Annotated in this window: 18 protein-coding genes, 1 pseudogene and 1 other annotated feature; of the genes and pseudogenes, 6 read left to right on the forward strand and 13 right to left on the reverse strand. The window is 54.3% G+C overall.

What is annotated here, in order from left to right; genetic code table 11:
- On the forward strand, positions 1 to 196 hold a 196-nt coding region (locus KP699_RS14460; RefSeq protein ID WP_215763116.1), incomplete at its 5' end, for a transposase.
- Between the two features lie 92 nt (positions 197 to 288).
- Here KP699_RS14460 and KP699_RS14465 read toward each other — a convergent pair.
- The 11 genes and pseudogenes from KP699_RS14465 to KP699_RS14510 all read right to left on the reverse strand — a co-directional run bounded on the left by KP699_RS14465 (position 289) and on the right by KP699_RS14510 (position 10,425).
- Positions 289 to 1,320 (reverse strand): annotated as a pseudogene (locus KP699_RS14465) (IS5 family transposase).
- A gap of 80 nt (positions 1,321 to 1,400) precedes the next feature.
- The gene (locus tag KP699_RS16785) at positions 1,401 to 1,592 is read right to left on the reverse strand and encodes a DDE-type integrase/transposase/recombinase (protein WP_374196957.1); all 192 of its coding nucleotides are present in this window, start codon (positions 1,590 to 1,592) and stop codon (positions 1,401 to 1,403) included.
- On the reverse strand, positions 1,508 to 1,987 hold the full coding sequence (locus tag KP699_RS14470) for an IS3 family transposase (RefSeq protein WP_215763117.1): 480 nt from the start codon (positions 1,985 to 1,987) through the stop codon (positions 1,508 to 1,510). Before KP699_RS14470 ends, KP699_RS16785 begins: the two co-directional genes overlap by 85 nt.
- Positions 1,913 to 2,029 (reverse strand) — a sequence feature (AL1L pseudoknot). Its footprint overlaps the gene before it by 75 nt.
- On the reverse strand, positions 1,984 to 2,253 hold the full coding sequence (locus KP699_RS16665) for a transposase (RefSeq protein ID WP_215763131.1): 270 nt from the start codon (positions 2,251 to 2,253) through the stop codon (positions 1,984 to 1,986). (Overlaps the previous feature by 46 nt.) The genes KP699_RS14470 and KP699_RS16665 overlap by 4 nt, the downstream gene beginning before the upstream one ends.
- Before the next feature lie 196 nt (positions 2,254 to 2,449).
- On the reverse strand, positions 2,450 to 4,750 hold the full coding sequence (locus KP699_RS14480) for an FdhF/YdeP family oxidoreductase (protein ID WP_215763118.1): 2,301 nt from the start codon (positions 4,748 to 4,750) through the stop codon (positions 2,450 to 2,452).
- Between the two features lie 256 nt (positions 4,751 to 5,006).
- Positions 5,007 to 5,963 carry a cupin gene (locus tag KP699_RS14485; protein ID WP_252347107.1) on the reverse strand — a complete coding sequence of 319 codons (957 nt, stop codon included), beginning with the start codon at positions 5,961 to 5,963 and terminating at the stop codon, positions 5,007 to 5,009.
- Between the two features lie 136 nt (positions 5,964 to 6,099).
- Entirely contained in the window at positions 6,100 to 7,011 is a 912-nt protein-coding gene (locus KP699_RS14490; RefSeq protein ID WP_215763119.1) for a LysR family transcriptional regulator, read from the reverse strand.
- 700 nt (positions 7,012 to 7,711) lie between these two features.
- Positions 7,712 to 8,263, reverse strand: a complete 552-nt coding sequence (locus KP699_RS14495) for a hypothetical protein (protein ID WP_215763120.1) — start codon at positions 8,261 to 8,263, stop codon at positions 7,712 to 7,714.
- A gap of 98 nt (positions 8,264 to 8,361) precedes the next feature.
- Positions 8,362 to 9,318: a hypothetical protein gene (locus KP699_RS14500; protein WP_215763121.1), complete on the reverse strand. Its 957-nt coding sequence runs from the start codon at positions 9,316 to 9,318 to the stop codon at positions 8,362 to 8,364.
- Between the two features lie 5 nt (positions 9,319 to 9,323).
- Positions 9,324 to 10,172, reverse strand: a complete 849-nt coding sequence (locus KP699_RS14505; protein WP_215763122.1) for a hypothetical protein — start codon at positions 10,170 to 10,172, stop codon at positions 9,324 to 9,326.
- A gap of 1 nt (position 10,173) precedes the next feature.
- Positions 10,174 to 10,425, reverse strand: a complete 252-nt coding sequence (locus tag KP699_RS14510; protein WP_215763123.1) for a hypothetical protein — start codon at positions 10,423 to 10,425, stop codon at positions 10,174 to 10,176.
- A gap of 157 nt (positions 10,426 to 10,582) precedes the next feature.
- On the opposite strand from KP699_RS14510, the gene KP699_RS14515 reads away from it, so the two are divergent.
- The 3 genes from KP699_RS14515 (at position 10,583) to KP699_RS14525 (ending at position 15,620) form a co-directional block, all read left to right on the forward strand.
- Positions 10,583 to 11,263 carry a LexA family transcriptional regulator gene (locus KP699_RS14515; protein ID WP_252347108.1) on the forward strand — a complete coding sequence of 227 codons (681 nt, stop codon included), beginning with the start codon at positions 10,583 to 10,585 and terminating at the stop codon, positions 11,261 to 11,263.
- Between the two features lie 137 nt (positions 11,264 to 11,400).
- Positions 11,401 to 14,736: a Hint domain-containing protein gene (locus KP699_RS14520; protein ID WP_215763124.1), complete on the forward strand. Its 3,336-nt coding sequence runs from the start codon at positions 11,401 to 11,403 to the stop codon at positions 14,734 to 14,736.
- A gap of 341 nt (positions 14,737 to 15,077) precedes the next feature.
- A complete protein-coding gene (locus tag KP699_RS14525; RefSeq protein ID WP_215763125.1) occupies positions 15,078 to 15,620 on the forward strand; it encodes a hypothetical protein in 543 nt (180 codons plus the stop codon).
- 492 nt (positions 15,621 to 16,112) lie between these two features.
- On the opposite strand, the gene KP699_RS14530 is transcribed toward KP699_RS14525, so the two are convergent.
- Positions 16,113 to 16,592, reverse strand: coding sequence for a hypothetical protein (locus tag KP699_RS14530; RefSeq protein ID WP_215763126.1), 480 nt, complete (start codon positions 16,590 to 16,592; stop codon positions 16,113 to 16,115).
- Positions 16,593 to 16,728: 136 nt separating this feature from the next.
- Here KP699_RS14530 and KP699_RS14535 point away from each other — a divergent pair.
- Both KP699_RS14535 and KP699_RS14540 read left to right on the forward strand, forming a co-directional pair.
- Positions 16,729 to 17,879, forward strand: a protein-coding gene (locus KP699_RS14535; RefSeq protein ID WP_252347109.1) for an IS3 family transposase whose coding sequence is annotated in 2 segments (ribosomal slippage) — positions 16,729 to 16,987 and positions 16,987 to 17,879 — 1,152 coding nt in all. Because the reading frame shifts where the segments join, the coding sequence is not laid out codon by codon here.
- Entirely contained in the window at positions 17,876 to 18,112 is a 237-nt protein-coding gene (locus tag KP699_RS14540) for a hypothetical protein (RefSeq protein ID WP_215763127.1), read from the forward strand. The genes KP699_RS14535 and KP699_RS14540 overlap by 4 nt, the downstream gene beginning before the upstream one ends.
- Before the next feature lie 424 nt (positions 18,113 to 18,536).
- On the opposite strand, the gene KP699_RS14545 is transcribed toward KP699_RS14540, so the two are convergent.
- On the reverse strand, positions 18,537 to 18,765 hold a 229-nt coding region (locus tag KP699_RS14545), incomplete at its 5' end, for a transposase (RefSeq protein WP_215763128.1).

Genomic DNA, 18,765 nt, shown 5'->3' on the forward strand with positions numbered 1-18,765 from the left:
CTGGCTGGAAACCACGGATGCCGGAGATGTTTACAGACTACGAAAACAGACCGTTGAACCGATCTTTGGCATTATCAAAAGCATCATGGGCTTCAGAAGATTCAGTCTGCGCAGCCTTGCAAAAGTCACGACCGAATGGACACTCGTCGCTCTCGCATACAACTGCAAAAGAATGGCACGGCTTCACGTAGCATAAGCTGGCTCAGCCTCGGCGTTATCAGCCACAAAATACCCAACCCGACAGGCTGCTAGGTTTTGAGCAGAGAGAGAAGTGCATGCTCTGGATTACTACGCGGCGACGTTAATCCGCTCCAAAGGGAGGAAACGGCGCATATTATAGACGATATTGGCCAGCCCGATCTTCATGGTAGCTCGTGTTATACCTACGGTTCGGACGAACAGTCCTGTCTGTGATTTCTGATCAGCAAAAAACGCTCGACGCGGGATCGGACGACCGATTTCCCTGCGTTGGACCGCTGGATATAGCGAGGCATGGGTTTGAGATGAGGTTTTTTCCTGTGAACCTTCGAGATAAAGCCATGCTTTTCCATGAAGTCCCATTGGCTTTTGAGCGGTAGGCTGTATCAGCCCAGACTGTTGATGCCATATTGGTTTTATCCAGCAGGCCCTCCCGGAGTCTGGCGCCATCGCTGGCCGCTGCATCGGTCGCCTTCCATTTACGGATCAGCCGAAATTTTCGATCGATGGAAATATGCGATTTATAGCCAAAGAACGAGATGGCCAGATCTGTTGCAGGCACACTCCCGTCCTCCTGTCGCTTCGCTTTCGTGAACTTCAGCGTCCATCGCGAATGACGATCTTTATGGGACAGCTTTGACGGCTTGCTCTGCCAGTCCTGTGGGATCCGACGTGCCCGCAGATCCGCTTTCTCAGCATTGGTGTTGCGCTGTTTTGAAGCCGACACCAATGTTGCGTCCAGGATCTGGCCTGCCATCGGTAAATAACCGGCATTCCGCAGGGTGGCATTAAAGCGATCAAACAGTTTTTCAATGGCACCCGCCTGGGTCAGGCGTCGCGAAACAGCCAGACTGTTTTGGCATCGGGCACGCGGTCCGACAGCTCCAGACCAAGGAAACGCATGAAGGACAGGCGGTCGTTGATCAGGCATTCCGTCGGCTCGTTGGACAAATTGTTCAGCGTCTGGATGACCAGAATTTTGAACATCAGCACTGGATCAAACGTTGGGCGACCGCCTTTGCTTCCGTCTGAATAGGCCAGTGCCTTGTTCAGCTCCGGACGGAACACCTCGAAATCCACAGTCCGAGAAAACGCTTCAAGTTGCTCACCGAGCCCACTCAACCGGGCAAGCCGCTCTTCAACATCAAAGAAACCAGGCTACATCATGAGCCACTCCTCCAGTCATCACACAAGAAATGGAATCACAGAGAAAGGCCCAAAACCAGAGGGTTTTTCGAACACTCCAGCTTGCCCCAGGCATCCAGTACGAAGTGGATATGGGCAGTTGATGAGACACGCCAGCCCACAATCACGCGGGCGAATACATCAATGATGAAAGCGACATATACAAAGCCCTGCCATGTGGAAACGTAAGTGAAATCCGAAACCCACAGCCTGTTGAGAGCTGGCGCACGAAACTGGCGATGCACCAGATCCTGTGGGCAGGGGCGTTGCGGATCTGGCCGTCTGGTTCTGAGCCTTTGCCGCGAATGACACCTTTCAGTCCCATCTGGCGCATCTGGCGCATCAGTCCCTCTACTGTGCAGCGGGCAACAATCCTACTTTTACGACTGAGATGATGCCAGACCTTACGCACTCCATAGACGCGGAAATTATCATTCCATAGTCTATGAATTTCATGACACAGCTCTTTGTTTTTCTGGCTGCGCACACGGGGATTTTTCTGTCTGGCCCGATAAGCATAATAGACAGATGATGCAATCTGCAGAACCATGCAGATTGACCCGATACCATATGTCTGCCGGTACTCCTCAATGAAGCGGATCATGGCCTGATCCGGCTGTCGAGTTCCGCCTGGGCAAAATATACTGACGCCTTACGCAGGATATCATTAGCCTGCCGCAGTTCGCAGTTCTCGCGTTCCAGTTGCCTGATCTTCTCCCTATCAGGCAACTCACTTACCACAGGCGCATTGGCCGGTTCATGTAAACGGGTCCATTTTGACAGCCTATCAGGGTGAATATCCAGCTTTGGAGCGATCATCATCACCGCTGACCACCGCGAAGGATGGTTCTTCTCTTCCTCCAGAACCATGCGGGCTGCACGGTCACAAAATTTAGGCGGAAAGCACTTCGATTTGTTACTCGTGAATTCTTCTTACCTCACGGATCTTTCTGTCTCCACAAAATCCGGGGCAATTCACGCACCGCAAAGATCAAGCTTCTGTCTGGCTACCAGTGGAAGCACTAGGTAGACCCGGCAAAGTCGCTCTCAAAATTAAAAATCATATTTATGACGCGGTTCTTTCCTCCGACGTCCCGACAATAGCGACAATACGCACGGGGATGGACTTCGCGGCAGGCGTTCCGCTGATATCGTCGAAGTGACTCAACGGCAGAAGAGGGTTTAATTCGGGGTAATACCCTGCGACTGAGCCCCGCGGCATCGGATAATCCAGCACTGTCAGGCCCTCAACCCGCCGCCTCACGCCATCGCGGGAAATCGTTTCGAGCGCCACGCGTGCGTGTTTCTTCAGCCCGCGTTCCTCTCGCTCTGTAGCGTTGAGGAACAGAACCATGCGGTCGTTGTAGACGCCGCGATACCGGTCACTATTACTGTAAATCGTCGTGTTGTACTGATCGTGCGAGCGAATGGTAGAAAGACGCAACATGTCGGGATCCGCGACGTCGCTGTCCACGGCAAGGCCGGGGATTGTCAGGAAATTTGCTTTGCCCGTAGACGTTTTCCACACGCGACGACGAGGTGGAATATCAAGGTGGAAACCCTTGGGGTCTTTGATCTTATTTAGAAAATCTTCGTATATTTCGGGATAAACCTGCGCGATCTTTTCTCGAATTAGATCGTAGTCCTCTATGTAGCTTTCCCAAGGAATATCGCTGTCAGGGAGTGTCGCACGCGCGATGCGGCAGACAATCTCAACTTCAGCCCGCAGATCCGGGCTCGCGGGCTCAAGCACGCCACGCGAGGACGTCACGTTCGACATCGCGTCCTCGATCGTGACGAACTGCTCGCCCACTGACGTGCGGTCGATTTCGGATCTGGCGATCACCGGAAGGATCAGCGCGTCCTTGCCGTGGACGATATGACCCCGGTTCAGCTTAGTGGCTATTCCAACGGTAAGCTCGAGGCGGTTCATCGCTTCGTAAGCGATGACGGTGTCGGGAATGGCGTGTATGAAATTACCGCCCATGCCAATAAAGACCTTGGCGCGGCCGTCGATCATCGCCTCCACGGATTCCACAACGTGATGTCCGTGCTCGCGCGGCGGTTCAAAGTTGAACGTGTCGCGCACACGGTCGAGATAAGCTTGGGTTGGCTTTTCGTCGATGCCGACTGTCCGGTCTCCCTGCACGTTCGAATGACCGCGAATAGGCGCGATGCCGGCGCCCGGTTTTCCGAAATTGCCGCGCAACATCAGCAACGCCGCAAGCTGCTGGATCATCCGCGAGCCCTGCTGGTGCTGCGTGATGCCCATGCCGAAACACAGAACAGTCGCTTTGGAGCGCGCGTAAATTTCCGCGACGCGACGAATCTGCTCCTCGGAAATTCCGGAAACACGAGTGATATCCTTCCAGCTGCAGGAAAGAACCTCATCACGCCAGGCTTCGAAACCCTGGGTGTGCTCAGCGATGAATTCCTGGTCGAGCACCGTCTCGCCGGAGGCTTCTCGCTCAAGAAGGACCTTGATCATGCCTTTTACAAGGGCGAGGTCGCCGCCGATGCGGATATGCACGAATTCGCTGGCGATAGCTGTCGAGCCGAACGTCGCCATCTTCACTGGATCCTGAGGCTCGGTAAAGCGGATTAGCGCACGCTCCGGCATAGGGTTTACAACCACGATCGGCACGTTGCGTTTGCGCGCATGGACGAGGTTGCTCATCATACGTGGCGAGTTCGTGCCGGTGTTCTGTCCGAAGATGAAGATCGCCTCCGCCTTGTCGAAATCGGACATCACGATCGTGCCTTTGCCTATGCCGATCGCATGCGGCAAGCCGCGTGACGTGGGTTCGTGGCACATGTTGGAACAGTCAGGGAAATTATTCGTGCCATATGCGCGGACGAAGATCGAATACAGGAACGCTGCCTCGTTTGAGGTACGGCCAGACGTGTAGAATTCAGCCTCGTTCGGATCTTTCAGGGCGCGCAAATGCCTGCCGATCATCTCGTATGCGTCATCCCACGTGACGGGCACATAGCGATCCGTCGTGGCATCGTAACACATAGGCTCGGTCAGGCGCCCCTGCTCCTCAAGCCAATAATCGCTTTGCGTCATAAGTTCCGTGACGGTATGCTGTTCAAAGAATGCGCGCGTTACACGCTTCTTCGTGGCTTCCACGGCCAGCGCTTTCGCGCCGTTTTCGCAAAATTCCAGCGTCTTTTCGCGGTCCGGATCAGGGAAGGCGCAACTGGGACACTTGAAGCCGCCGGGCTTGTTCATGGAGAGAAGCGCACGAGACCCCTTGCCGATGACGCTCTGCTCCAGCAGGGCCTTGGCGGTCGCTTTCGCCGCGCCCCAGCCGCCAGCCGGTTGGTCATAAGTCTCGTAGCGGGGTTTGGCGGTTTCGCTCATGATAAAAGTCCTCTTTGTCCTTCTAACGCAGACCTGGATCAGGCGGGAAGCCGGATCCTGATTAGATATGGGCGTGATCCTGTGAGTCGCCTAAAGCGCTCCCCTGTAAAAACGATGCTGCCGGCAAGGTTGCCCAACGTGATCGAAATATCATTCCATACCGGTAAACAATTCCATCCCCAGCAGGACGATGAGCAAAACTTGGCGGGAAAGAGACGATTTCTACGATGAATTGGCGGATTTGCGTCCTCATCGATCACGTGAATCTGATGTCGAGAGTACGCAGATAAGTCTGCAGACCCGCGTCCTGGATAGGGATCAAACGGGCATCCCTGTCAGATTCGTTGAAATGGGCATGCCAGTATCCGGGCGGTGTTACAAAGGCACTGCCGGTTTCCCAGTCGACGCGGGTGGGGTCGACCATATTACCGTCCTGATCTATTTCTTTCGACAGCAGGGAGTAGCATCCCTTGTCGCAGTCGACGATAAAATCGAGTGCAATGGATTGGTGGCGATGCGGTTTCTGCTGCGTATGCGCTCCAATCATCCCGTACATGGCCCAGAGCACGTGCGTCACAGTGCGGGTGTAAGGAAAATTAGCGTTACCGAGCAGAATGCTGACCCGACTTTTTTCACCGGCGTTCGGCTGAGATGCGACTATCCGTAATTCGGCGTTCGCTTTTTCCGCCCGGTAGAGTGTCGGCTCGAACTGGGTGACGCTGGGCTCCACTCCAAGGTAGCGCAGCAAGGGAGCGTCATTGACATAGTAGAGCGCAGCATCGCCTGTCGCCTTCAGTTCGATCACGCTGACGCCGGGGGCAGTAAAGAAGTCTCCTTCATTCCATTCAAACGTCGCGCCATGGGCTTTGACTGATCCGGCGCCTCGGATGACGTAGAACACTGTCGACGTCGATTTAGGCTGCATTACAAGGGAGTCCCCTGCGACGATACGCACGAAATTCGCGCAAAGTCCGGGCCCCGTCGCAGGAGCCTCACATTTTAACGCCTCACTCATGTCTAGCGGGACCACGCGTGACGGCCCTTCCACGTAGAGAGCCGATGAGAAGAAATGGAATGGAATCCGGGGCGTCAGGCTGGGTCGGATAGGGTTAGCCGCGGTGCTGTACTCAAAGTATTCGGCGTCACGCGTGATGGCAGGGCCATCTTCGTCACGTAGCGTAACCGGGCTCTGCTTTGGTGAATATTTGTCCATGGCGGCTCTCATTTTTGAAGTTTTTTAAGCACTTCTGATTAAGCACTTTCCGCAGGATATTGAGCCGCCGCGTTGAGATCGATAACCCGCGCCGCACAGGAGTTTTGTCCCGAGGGGAAGCTCATTGTATAAAGCCTCACCACTCAATTGCGGCGCGGTAACGGTTTTCGAAAAAAGATATGAAAGCTCTTACTTTTGAGGGGACAATTTTTTTGGGGGGATAGATGATCCAGATTCCCTCATCGGCTTCGCCTTCCGAAGAGAACTCATAATCTGCCAAGACATTCTCCAATAAACCTGATTGCAGATCATCGTTGACTAGCCAACGGGGCAAAACAGCGTAACCCGCCCCCCCGATAACGGCGGCCCGGAGACATTCCAGATCGTCAGATCGCAAAGGCCCTGAGACCTTTATTTTTTCCCAGCCACCTGCGAATCTGAAAGCCCATGTCGCGCCGGATTGCAGGCTGAGCGGCAGGCAAGGACGATGAGCAAGCGCCTGCGGCGTCTCAGGCCGCCCTTTGACGTCCCTGAAGGATGGACTGACGCAACAACAATAATGGTTTGACGCTATTTTTCTTGCGACAAGCTGAGAATCCGCCAGAGCACCGATTTTCAACGCAACGTCCACGCCGCCTTCGATGATGTCGCGTTCGGCGTCGGCCAAAATCGTTTCCACTTGTATCATCGGGTGCTGGGCCAGAAACTCCCCTAGAACTCCTACGACATACTTCCGCGCGAACGCGCCTGGAAGCTGGATGCGAAGCAACCCCTGCGGAATAGCGTTAAGAGTGGGGACGAGTGAACGAATCTGTTCAATATCATCCAGCAAAGAAAAAGCCTTTTCATAAAAAATACGGCCCATTTCCGTCAGATGCAGATGACGCGTCGATCGGTTGAAGAGGGCTGCTCCCAAGTCATCTTCCAGAAAAGTAATGTAGCGAGAGACGGTAGAAACCTTAATTCCGGCTTCCTCGGCGGCGCGGGTGAACGTGCCCAGTTCGGCAGACCGGACGAACACTTTCATGGCGGCCAGATAGTCCATCATCACTCCACTGACGTTTTACAAGCATGCCGCTGCAATGGTTTCGACGTTTTTGGTATAGGCATGCCAGCTTTTCGCCAACAGATTACACCGTAGGCATGCCGCGCAAATTGAATTGAACGTGTGGCCTGACACCATGAGGGACGGCCGTCCGCCGGGGCACTGCAGTCAAAGACTGAATTGCCCATGGTTTTGTAGAGACGTTTTTTATTTGAACTAAGCCGCCAAAGCATGTGATTTCTGCTGCGCATAAAAGTGGACCTCATCTTCTGGTGACGGGATGTTTCCAATAGATGACAGAATACGGAGATTATTGAACCAGCCGAACCTGTTCAGCCATAGAATCAGAAAAAAACAAGCAATTTCATATGCATCCGAAGGGTGCGTAGGAAATTGAGGTAGCGTGCCCTCACATATCCCCGAAAGGACGAAAAAGAGACAAAAACGGGACAGAAAAGGGAAAAGGGCGGCCATTTTTACGGCCCGGACAGTCCCCTCCATCACTTGCACACAGTATGACGTCATTCGTGACAGCAATTTTGAAGTGTCATGACATCTCCAGGGACGATGACAGAGCGGGAAATGGCGTCATTGTGACGTCATGTCCCGTTATTGGCTCAGACTATCGATCTCATTTACGGTCGCAGGCCATGTTCATGATCATACAGCGAGACCCGCCAGCTTCAGTCTCTTCATACGCCGTTCAGAACGGCGTACCCACCGACGTGAATTTGCTCCATGTATGAGAAGCAGGCTGCCACCTGTTGATGACCCACCCGGGGTAGGACAATGCAGACGCAAAATCATGCACACCTGCATTTTCTGTCGGCAGAATGCGGATCTCTGGCGCCTCACTCTCCCACAGCACCTTATGCTGCGCGTCAGTCAGCGCAATATGCGTTCCCACTGGACCATAATAATTGGAATAGGCAATCAGCACCGTCACATGAGGCTGTGACGGTCCGAAACTGACATCCACAATACGGGGTGCCTTTTCAAGCGCCTGAGCATCTGGATCAGTCGCAGGGTCAGCAGGATAAAAAGACCCTTTGGCAAATTTGATTCCCTTCGTTTGTGCGAAGAACGGTGCATCAGCGGATGTCGCCGCCCGCCCCGGCTGCGGTCCCTGCTCATTGCCGTACGCATGCGATGCTGCTGCATCGGCGAGCTTCTGCCAGTTCACAGCATGTGCCTGTTGCGGCAGGCCAACAGCCAAGCCGACGGCCACAGAAAGCCCTGCAAATACCTTCTTCATGAAATACCCTTTCCAGAGACGCCTTATTATAAAAAAATGCCTTAACTCTGATTTTTCTCAAACGCGCAAAACACCAAGGCACCTTATCCGAACGCTTATCACTCTCCGGTCACGTGCCCTGATTCAGCAAGATCTTTCAGAAAAGTCAGGTTATTTTTGTGCCAGCCATCGCCATAGCTGTCATAGGTACCGATACGAACATCCTGAGGCACCACAAAACGACTTTGCAGCTCCTGCAGGATACGAGGATCCTGTGCCCAGGACGGCACTCCCTCTGGCGTCATGAGCAGAACGACCGTTATCCGGTCATGTTGTGGCGCCACAGACTGCAACGGACCATATTCCAGAACTTTTTGGGCTGTAAGACCGTAACAGAGCCGGGCTGGCACCCGCACCCCGGACGGCGCGGTATCTCCAGCGAGAAGAGGTACCTTCAGACTATTTTGTACGCTCTGGTCCTCTGAAGGTCCGTCAAAGATCTCCATGGCTTCTGGCCCCGTGGCCAGGAACAGATCCCCTGCAAAATGCTGCGTGGTTTCTTCCTGACCCGGTGGACCTTCATCAGGCTTTGGTTCCGAATTATCGTCGAGATCGTGAAGCCCGAGTTGCGCTGCAGTTGGCATTGCAGGATGCTGAGCATGGACACGCCAGGTCACAGGAACCCGCTGCACAAGGCCAGCGTCCATCAACGCCTGGATGAAGGGACCTGGCTCCACATTACGCGGCCCTTCCCCAAACAGCACGCCCTGTGTGGAGGCATTATACCCCTCCCCGGGCTCAACACCTTTCTCGACCCGATTGGCCACATCTATCGAGCGTGGATAGGCCGAAAGACTCAGAAAGGCCTCTGACCCGATAGAAAGACAGACCCGCCGACTGTTGCCATTTTCGATCTCTCCACGATCTGCCGGATCATGGCGAACCTGCTCCAATATGGCATCAGCTGCCTTGGCCGCCTCAGCATTTGAAGCGGCATAACTCCGTTCCGGCAATGCGAAGGCCAGACAACTCATGGCAACCACACAGATTTTTAGGGAAACGCACTGAACGCGCATGACACTCATCCTTCCGGCTGCTCGGCAAAAAGCGTCAGGCCATCGATCCCTTTACGATAGATCAGATGGTGGCGCACTTCGGCCCCGGCCTCCAGCCCGGTAAATGTTCCCGCCATGCGTCGAAAGACAGGTGTCCGCATCCAGTCTTTCGGGCCGTCGCTGCGATACACAACCGTCGCCGTAATGATCTCCCGTCCGGTCGGGTCATGCTCCGGATGCCGGATGTCGACAATCCTGCGGAGCGTCAGACCGACACAAACACCATCGACCTCACTGATCAGATAGGGATGAAGCAACAATGGTTCATCACGTTCTTCCTCCCCTTTTTGCGGCACCTGTTCAGGATAGGCCCGGGTCGCAATCGGAATATACCCATCGAAGAGGCGTCCGGGCTGACGCAACGTATAGCTAAAGTCCGGATTATTCCGGGATGTCGTGTAAAATACGGCCTCTTTCGTTGCGCCGGACGTTTTGAATGTGACTGGCACGACATGCCGTTCCAGCACACCACGCTGCGTCAGATCAGTGACCAGATCCGAGGGCGCCTCGTCTGCTGGTCCGGCATGAAACAGAAACGGGTGGGCCGTGGGAGCCGTCCAGGGCAACGACTGCATCCAGAACCGTTTATTGGCCCATTCACGAAAGTCTATCCCCGCACCAGAGCGTAACAGCATGCAGGACCGTATGCCCTGAGGATGACGCTCAATCAGCACCTTCTGCAAATCGCGAGCTTCACCGTGCGGCCCGGAGAACAGAATAAAACTCAGGCCGCCTGCGCCGGCGACAGCAAGCAAGGCACTCAGGCGCGGGGCCGAACGGATCACCCCTGACAGCGACGAGATCAGGAACGACATCTTACAGGTCTCCTGCATCACGGCAGAATGCGAGCAGATGTGTCAGTTTCTGATGCACCACGCTCCCCAGAACAATGACGCCTTCAAGGGTTTTCACACCATCTGTATCGGCTCTGAGCGTATCAAGCCGCCCCCGGAGAACCTGATGCTCCAGTTCCACCAGCCGCATGACATCATGCAATCCGGCGTGGAGGTCTTCGAGCCGGCGATCCCGGGGCGGCACGGAGGACAGGCAAGGCGCTTCATGAGACATGACAAACCCTTCGACAGACCGCGCTGTTCATGCGAGAACAGGCCCATGAGACACGGAGACCCGCTTCATATGCTTTCCATGGAACTTACAGCTCCCCGACTATACATGCAAGCGCCTTGTCGTATAATGACGAACTTTTCCGTTATGGAGCGTTCGCATGTCACCGCCCCGACCCAGAAAGCGCAAGCTCATGGATGAGCAGATCAAACTGATGCGCGAGCGCGGGGAACGGCTGCGTCAGGCTGCCCAGAGCATAGGCATTACACATGCAGCAAAGGCTGCGGGCGTGCCTTACACAACTTTGCGTGATTACATGAACGGCAGTGAGATGAAGCTCTCTGCCGTTGCCTCTCTGGCACGGGTCTGCGGCGTAACACTGGACTGGCTTGCCTATGGCGTTGGCGAAACACACCTGAACCAATCCCCTTCTCGCCCCGCCCCGCAACGCGGTGGCCACCAGATTGTCATCCCCTGGCTAGATGACCGGGAAGAAGGATTGCGGGTCGGGAAAGGCTGGCTGGAGACGACTTTGACGCGCCCAACCATCGCAGCACTCCGCCTGACAGATGTTACAGGCGACGCCATGGCACCGACCCTGCTCCATGGAGATCTCGTCATGATCGATACGGCCTCGACTCAGGTTCAGGGAGGCGCATTGTATGCCCTGAAAGTCGATGAGACCGTCATGCTACGCCGCCTTGACCTGCGTCTGGGTGGCGGCATACGCGTTCTGGCTGACAATGATCGTTACCCACCGCAGGACCTGTCGGCAGAAGACATTCAAAGCCTGAAGGTTGTCGGAGAAGTGGTCTGGTTTGGTGGCCTGCCACGGGGATAATTACGCTATTCATTCCACGAAAACTCGCACAATAAAAATTGTACGTGTTTCCGCTTGTTTTTCTACAGCTCCTCACCTAATCTTTCCTGAGAAATACCGCGCCTCGTTGCGGTCCGTCCGGGAAGGATTTCAGTGCAATGGCCAAGGTGACGTCAGCCTCAGCGTCAGGAATAAGTCTCGTCAGTTCGGATGTTCACGTCGTAAATGGTGCCGTCTGGCAGGACACTGAGCTCGGAGATGATGGAGAGTTATGGGTTGAGAGCGGCGGTACAGCCCTTAATACCCTTGTCGACCAGGGAGATCTCACTATCAGTACTGGCGGCCTCGCCTCCGGCGTGACCGTCACTGGGGATAACGACGAAAACGGCTTTCTCGAAGCCTATGGCGGCCTTCTGGAAGACGCCACTTTTACCAGTTCCGGCTGGGGAATTATCGAACAGGGCGGTACCGCCCATACCGTTCTCCTGACGGATGGGGGATACATCGAAGTTGCCGGGACAGTAAACGACGCAACCCTGCGCGGCGGGAGCATGCGGGTTGATTCCGGGGCAACTATCAGGAATGTCACGCTTGAGCAAAACGGCGGCATGCTGATTGAAGCAGGGGCGACCGTTACAGGTGTGACCCTTGGGCAGGGAGCTTCTCTTGTTCTGCAATCGGATGCCACTTTCACGAATGTCACTGTCGCAAGTGGTGGCATTCTCGGCGTTGACACGGTGCCTGCGGACGGCGTCACGATTGAAGACGGAGGCAGTCTCGATTTTTCTGCTCTGAGCTGGGACGATGCTGTGGCAGCCCAGATCGTGGGTGACCCTATTCTTGACGTCACTGCCAGGGGTGTCACCTCATCCGTTACACTGGACGGAGATTATACTGGCGAGCATTTCGTTCTCTCGAGCGATGGACATGGCGGCACATTGGCCACCCTGGAGGTTGATGACGGCACACCCTGTTATTGCGCCGGGACCCTGATCACCACCGATCATGGCGATATCCCCGTAGAAGCGCTGCAAATTGGTGACCGGGTTATGACAGCATCCGGGGAGACACGCCCCATCCACTGGATTGGCCACCGGAGCTACTCCGGACGTTTTGCCTCCCGAAACCCCTCTGTTCTACCTGTCATTTTTACAGCCGGGTCTCTGGGCAACGACCTGCCACGACGCGATCTCTGGGTCTCCCCGCTGCATGCAATGTTCATCGATGACGTCCTGATTCCGGCGGTTCTGCTGGTCAACGGCCAGACCATCCGGCAGGCGGAACGGGTTGATCGTGTCCATTATTTCCATGTTGAATTAGAGAGCCATGATATCCTCTTGGCCGAAGGCGCGCCTGCAGAAAGCTTCATCGATGATTCCTCACGCGGCATGTTCCACAATGCTCCAGAATACACTGCGCTGTATCCCGACCCCCAGAAAAAACCGGCCCGATATTGCGCCCCGCGGGTTGAAGAAGGCATTCTGCTTGAAACTGTTCGAAACCGTCTGAACCAGACAGATGGATCAGACAACACGGAAAAACCGTCAGATTCAGGGCATCTGGAAGGCTATCTGGATGTTGTGACCCACACAGAAATCAGGGGATGGGCGCGATGGTCTGACAGCGCCGAACCTGTTCCTCTGCGCATTCTGGATCATGGTATCTGTATTGGGGCCATCACGGCCGATCTGACACGACAGGATGTTGGGATGGCTTGTGGTTTCCGGTTCATTGTCCCGGGCGGCCTGTCTCCGCACCAGCGTCATATGATTGATGTTCAGCCCGTGTACGGAACAGGTCAGCTCGGACATGCTCCCTGGGGTCTTGATCCTGTGGCTGAAACGCTGGCTGAAACCCGAACCACTCCCCCCAATTCTTCAAACTCTCTTCGCGGCTGGGTTGATCTCGTGTCGCGAGACCGGATTGCAGGCTGGGCCTATAACCCCGCCACCCCGGAAGTACCCGCGCCCCTTCAGATCGTGGTCAATGGGCAACTTCGTGCCAGCACAGTCGCAAACGGGCGTCGCCCCGATGTGTTGCAGGCTGGACAGGGTCCTGAAAACTGCGGGTTCGACCTTCTCCTAGTGCCTCCCCTCTCTCCGCTGACGCGGCACACCCTCGAAATACGCTGGGCCGTCAATGGCTCTCTACTGGGTGCGCACGCTGTTCTGCCACCCGTAGACAGCTTTGATCCGGATCTGGAGCAAGCGGTGAAAACCGCAGTCTCGTCGGCAGAAAGCCTCGAAACACAGAACCATGTCCTGTCCTTCCTGCTGGAGCAGGTCGATCGCCTGAAGCAGGTGCGTGCAGAGACAGCCACAGACCACACCCGTATGGCGCTGAACCGGCAACTCGCCAGACGCGGATATGCCGAACCCGTTGCCCCTGCCCCGAGAGCGCTGGTCATTGACAGCGCCCTGCCGGACGGCCAGCGGGACGCCGGATCAGTGGCTATTCTGTCGCATATCCGAACCCTGCAAACTCTGGGGTATCAGGTCACCTTTGTCGCCGCTGACGGGATGGGAACGCGGGCTCCCTTCCGTCTTCCGGATGTCATGCTTTGCAACGTGCCATTTTATAATTCGGTGGAAGAGGTTCTGACGCGGCATGCCAACAGCTACGACGTTGTTTACCTCCATCGGGAACATGTGGCATCGCGTTACATGACCCTTGTTCGCCAGACCCAGCACCGGGCCCGGGTTGTTTATGCGGTGGCGGATCTACATCATGTTCGCGTCGCCCGTCAGGCTGTCATTGAGGGACGCCCCGAACTGCTCGCAACGGCACGCCGGTTGAAAGCGTCCGAATATGAGATGGCCCGCAAGGCAGATGTCGTGCTGACTCATTCTCTTGCTGAACTGGATCTCCTGCGCCGGGACGTGCCATCTACCACTGTTGTGCAGGTCCCGTGGGCTGTCCCGGTCAAAAAACGTGTCCCGGCATTCCAGAAACGTACGGGGCTTGCCTTTATCGGCAATTTTGCTCATGCGCCCAACGTTGATGCGGCTCACTGGCTGGTCGACGAGATCATGCCTTTGGTGTGGAAACAGGCGCCGGACATCATCTGCCATCTTGTTGGCAGCGGCATGCCGGGAGAAATTCGACGCCTTGCCAGCGACCGTGTCCATATTCGGGGTCATATTCCTGATCTTTCCTCCGTAATGGATCAGGTACGACTGACTGTTGCCCCGCTTCGGTTTGGTGCAGGAATTAAAGGGAAGGTCCTCGACAGTCTTGCTGCAGGCGTGCCCTGCGTCATGACGCCGGTCGCCAGCGAGGGACTGATCTTACACGATGAATTGAAAAAGCTTGTCGCCACCGGAAATGCAAATCTGGCACAGCTGATTGTTCGCACGCACACCAACCGCGACCTGTTCAATCAAAACTCGAAGGCTGGCCAAAGCTACATCCGTGATCAGCATAACGAGCGGTGTGTCGTTCAGAGTTTGCAGATGGTCCTTCGCATAGCATCAGGCCTTCAACAGGCGGGGTAACCCAACTAACTGAAAGACAGAAAGCACATCTGCGACCGTCAATGTGACGCGAAACGGCGCAGATGTAACGCCATACCGATCACGGGAAAATCAGACGATTCGAGTCAAAAATAGCGAAATTTTTTATGGGAAATAAAATTTTTTTCTAACAGTTGACGTTGACTGTACTTCCGCCCCTTTTCTTGTCAAGTAAAATCATATGCCCCTCTTGCCGTAACAATATTCAGATAATATGAAGAAAAGACGCAGAGAAACAAAATACATAACGGGAACCATCAGGTAAAATCCGTTCCATTTTCTGCGTATCGCCAACAATAGAAAATAGAATAAAAGGAAAATCTATGAATATTTCCAGTTTTATCAAAGAACTCGTCGAAGACGAGTTCAACAGGGGAAATGTCCCGGCAAGTGGCTACTCTTCGGATGGAGTCTTCGAAATCATAGACGACTGTTTTTACGATACAGACACAGCAGAAAAACTGGCGACGGTTCAGGCCCCTGAGTTGTGTGGTGATGATTTCGACTACTATCGGGAAGAGCTTTACCGCACAGAAGGAGGTGCTTTCTTTTTGGTGGGCCGGGGTCACGGTTGCACCCCCTGGACATATAGCGGATATCCCGGTCACCTGGTTATCCCGATGACGGACGCTTCTGTCCGTCGATGGCTGCAGGGACGAAATCTGAGTTACCTTTACATCCGCCTCTTTGGAATGCCTCCTGAAGCCGGACGAACGGAACCCTTCTCTGTTGTACTACCTAATGATCTGACAGAAGAAATTTTCAGGAAAGCATCCACTGAGAATATTTCCGTGCAGATTTGGGTCGGAAACCTTCTGAGGGCAACACTTCAGCATGAGAATGGTCATAAAGACACCCCTTCATAACGAGTTTCATGACAGCATGGCGCCTCTTCTCACAGAAGAGGCGCTTGCGCGTCGACTGTTAGTGTATTCTTGCAATACAAAAACCACACGAGATCACGGTATATTATCTTATACTTGATGCTGATGTTCAGTGTCACAATTATCCCCCCAAAAAAGGTGTTGACACGATTTGATAGCCTCTCCTTTCATTCAAACTGAGCAGACAGACTGTTGTCGCCTTCATGCCGGACGCTCAAGCTCTTTGGAGCCCGTCTCAAAAGCGGACTTTCGTTTACGACCGGCCACGCAGCCCCGTTACGACCATCATAAAGTAGCTGGGGATATTGGCGAGCAACACCCGCATTACTTCTTCCTGCCGAGAGGTGGCTCACACCCCGCTGTGATCTATTACATTTCCTCACGCTAGGCTTAGGATTTTGGTAACGTATTGGCCTTGTGCCCGATTAATTAGTGATCTTTAGTCCGTAGGCGAATACATAGTACCTTTGACTCCTAGCCCTCTTCTGCGCCGGAACTTACAATCAAAGTATGATCACGAACGAAGCGTATCTCCGACATGCTTTGCACTTGTTCAAATAGACGTTTGCTAGTCGCCGATATAAGGGTGCCAAACCACGCAACCAACGCCTCCCGCTCAGCAAAAAATTCCAGCGCATCGTCGAAGTCCCAACGTGGCATCATTACCAGCTTGTTTTCCAAACTGAAGCATTCGGTTGTGAAGCTAATGCGCTGCCGATCAGCATCGGAGTGAGCTATGACCTTGTTGCGCCGCTCTAACAGTCGCTCATGCAGAGCACGTTCGTCAGAGCTGGGGCTAATCTTGATCTGTTTAAAACTAAGCAAAGGCAAATTATTAGCATTTGTGAAGGCGCGCCCATAGGCAATTACAGCGGTGTCTTCAAAACATCGATAGCGCCGTCGCTCGACGCGAGTAACGAGGCGATCTTCGTCAAGTTCACATATAAATTCCATGGCACTGCATGCCATCTGGAAATCAGCGAGGGACTGAACCAACCTGATTTGCCGCGGCAGTAGTTGTTCTGCGTGACGTGCCCCCCGAAAATGTAACCATTTAAAAGTAGAGTCCGATCAAGAAGGATACGGACGGATGAAACGCAGCCGCTTTACGGAAGAGCAGATCATAGGGATCCTGAAGGAACAGGAGGCTGGGCTGAAGGTCTCTGATCTTTGCCGCAAACACGGGATCAGTGATGCGACGTTTTACAAGTGGAAGACCCGCTATGGTGGTCTTGAAATATCGGAAGCCAAACGGCTGAAGGCGCTGGAGGATGAAAACAGCCGCCTGAAACGTCTACTGGCGGATGCCATGCTGGATAATGCGGCACTAAAGGAAATCGTTGGAAAAAAGTGGTAACGCCTGTCGCGAAACGGCAGGCGGTCCGACACATACGGGAGGCTCTGGCCCTGAGTGAACGCCGTGCCTGTGCGCTTGTTGGTGTTGCCAGGCGTGTCGCGCGGTATGTTTCTACCGGAGCGGACGATGCTGCCCTGCGCCAGCGCCTGCGGGAACTGGCGGACCAACGACGTCGCTTTGGCTATCGCCGCCTGGGTTATTTTCTGGCGCGGGAAGGATTCAGCCCCAATCACAAGAAGCTATTCCGCCTTTACCAGGAGGAAGGTCTGAAAGTCCGCCATCGGGGTGGCCGCAAGAGGGCACTGGGGACACGTTCTCCAATGACCATACCTCAGGAACCCGGGCAGCGCTGGAGCCTGGATTTTGTCTCGGATGCCCTGATCTGTGGTCGCCGGTTCCGCATTCTGGCTGTTATCGACGATTTCAGTCGCAAGAACCTGGCATTGGTTGCCCACACATCGCTGTCAGGCGGACGTGTGGCGCGGGAACTGACGGTTCTGGTGGAGGGATATGGCAAACCTCTCATGATTGTCAGCGACAACGGGACGGAATTCACATCCCATGCCATCCTGAAATGGGCCGATGAGATGAAGATCGAATGGCATTATATCGCCCCGGGGAAACCGCAGCAGAACGGGTTTGTCGAAAGTTTTAACGGCCGATTGAGGGATGAATGCCTCAACGAAACGCTGTTCACGTCTCTCAGCCATGCCCGACAGGTTCTGGCTGACTGGCGGGAAGACTACAATACGGTGCGTCCTCATTCCAAACTGGATGGCAGGACACCGGATCAGATCGCCAGACAAGGGTCTCGGGGGCATGCCCCCGAGACCCTTGTCATCCCATCAACCCCAAGCCATAAAAAACGGGAACTCTCCTTTTGAGTGGATACAAAAAGGGTGGCACGTCATGCGTCACCATCTTTTATGTTTTTTTCCAATTACATCCTCCATCTAGCACCGACAAACTAAATCTCTTTGTGGGAGGTAAGAAATACGACCCGAAAGCCAATAGGAAAATTCCGGAATATGCGGATAACTCGCCGGACACCGGGCTTTCCAGCCCCTTGGAATCCCTTGCCGAACGCAAGGCAAAAAATTCCGTCCTCGCAGGCTAAAAAGCAATTAAATCGTAACAGACTACCCAGATCGTTGGGGGATGGCTCCTTCCGCCTCACATACGACGTAAGACTTTTCAGGATGCTAACCTGAAAGCGGACATTACTATTCGGATGGTCGGAGGGGATCGGAATTGATTTTTGGGCTCGTATAAAGCGGGTAGTCATTGTTGATAAAAAGCCGCGAAGCGTAAATCTATAATGCTAAAATTGTGAAGAGAATGATCCATATGAAAAAACAATTCTCGCAGGATCAGAAGAAAGCCTTCGTTGATGCGGCAAACCCACATCAGTGGTTTCTTACTGCCGACAACCTGCACTCTGCAGCGCATGCGCTCTGGTGCCGCCGCGGTATGAGTCAACTTACGCGATCTGAACCCGGCCACTCTCCTGTCACTTGGGACGAAACTAGAGCGGTTCCACTTTAATCTGGTTCATATCCAGAGGCTGTAAAGAAACTGGCGCATTGACTGGGAGTGAAAGCCGGAAGCAGTGCGCCGACGGTATCCCACAGAGCACCGACAGTCCGTTCAGCTTTGGCGCGCAGCAAGGCCTTGAGTTTTGAGAAGGCCATTTCGATGGGATTGAAGTCCGGGCTGTATGGCGGAAGGAACATCAGTTCCGCCCCTGCCTGCTCAATGGCCTTCTGTGCC

This window comes from Acetobacter sp. P1H12_c, from assembly GCF_018811975.1.
Taxonomy (GTDB): Bacteria; Pseudomonadota; Alphaproteobacteria; order Acetobacterales; family Acetobacteraceae; genus Acetobacter; species Acetobacter persici.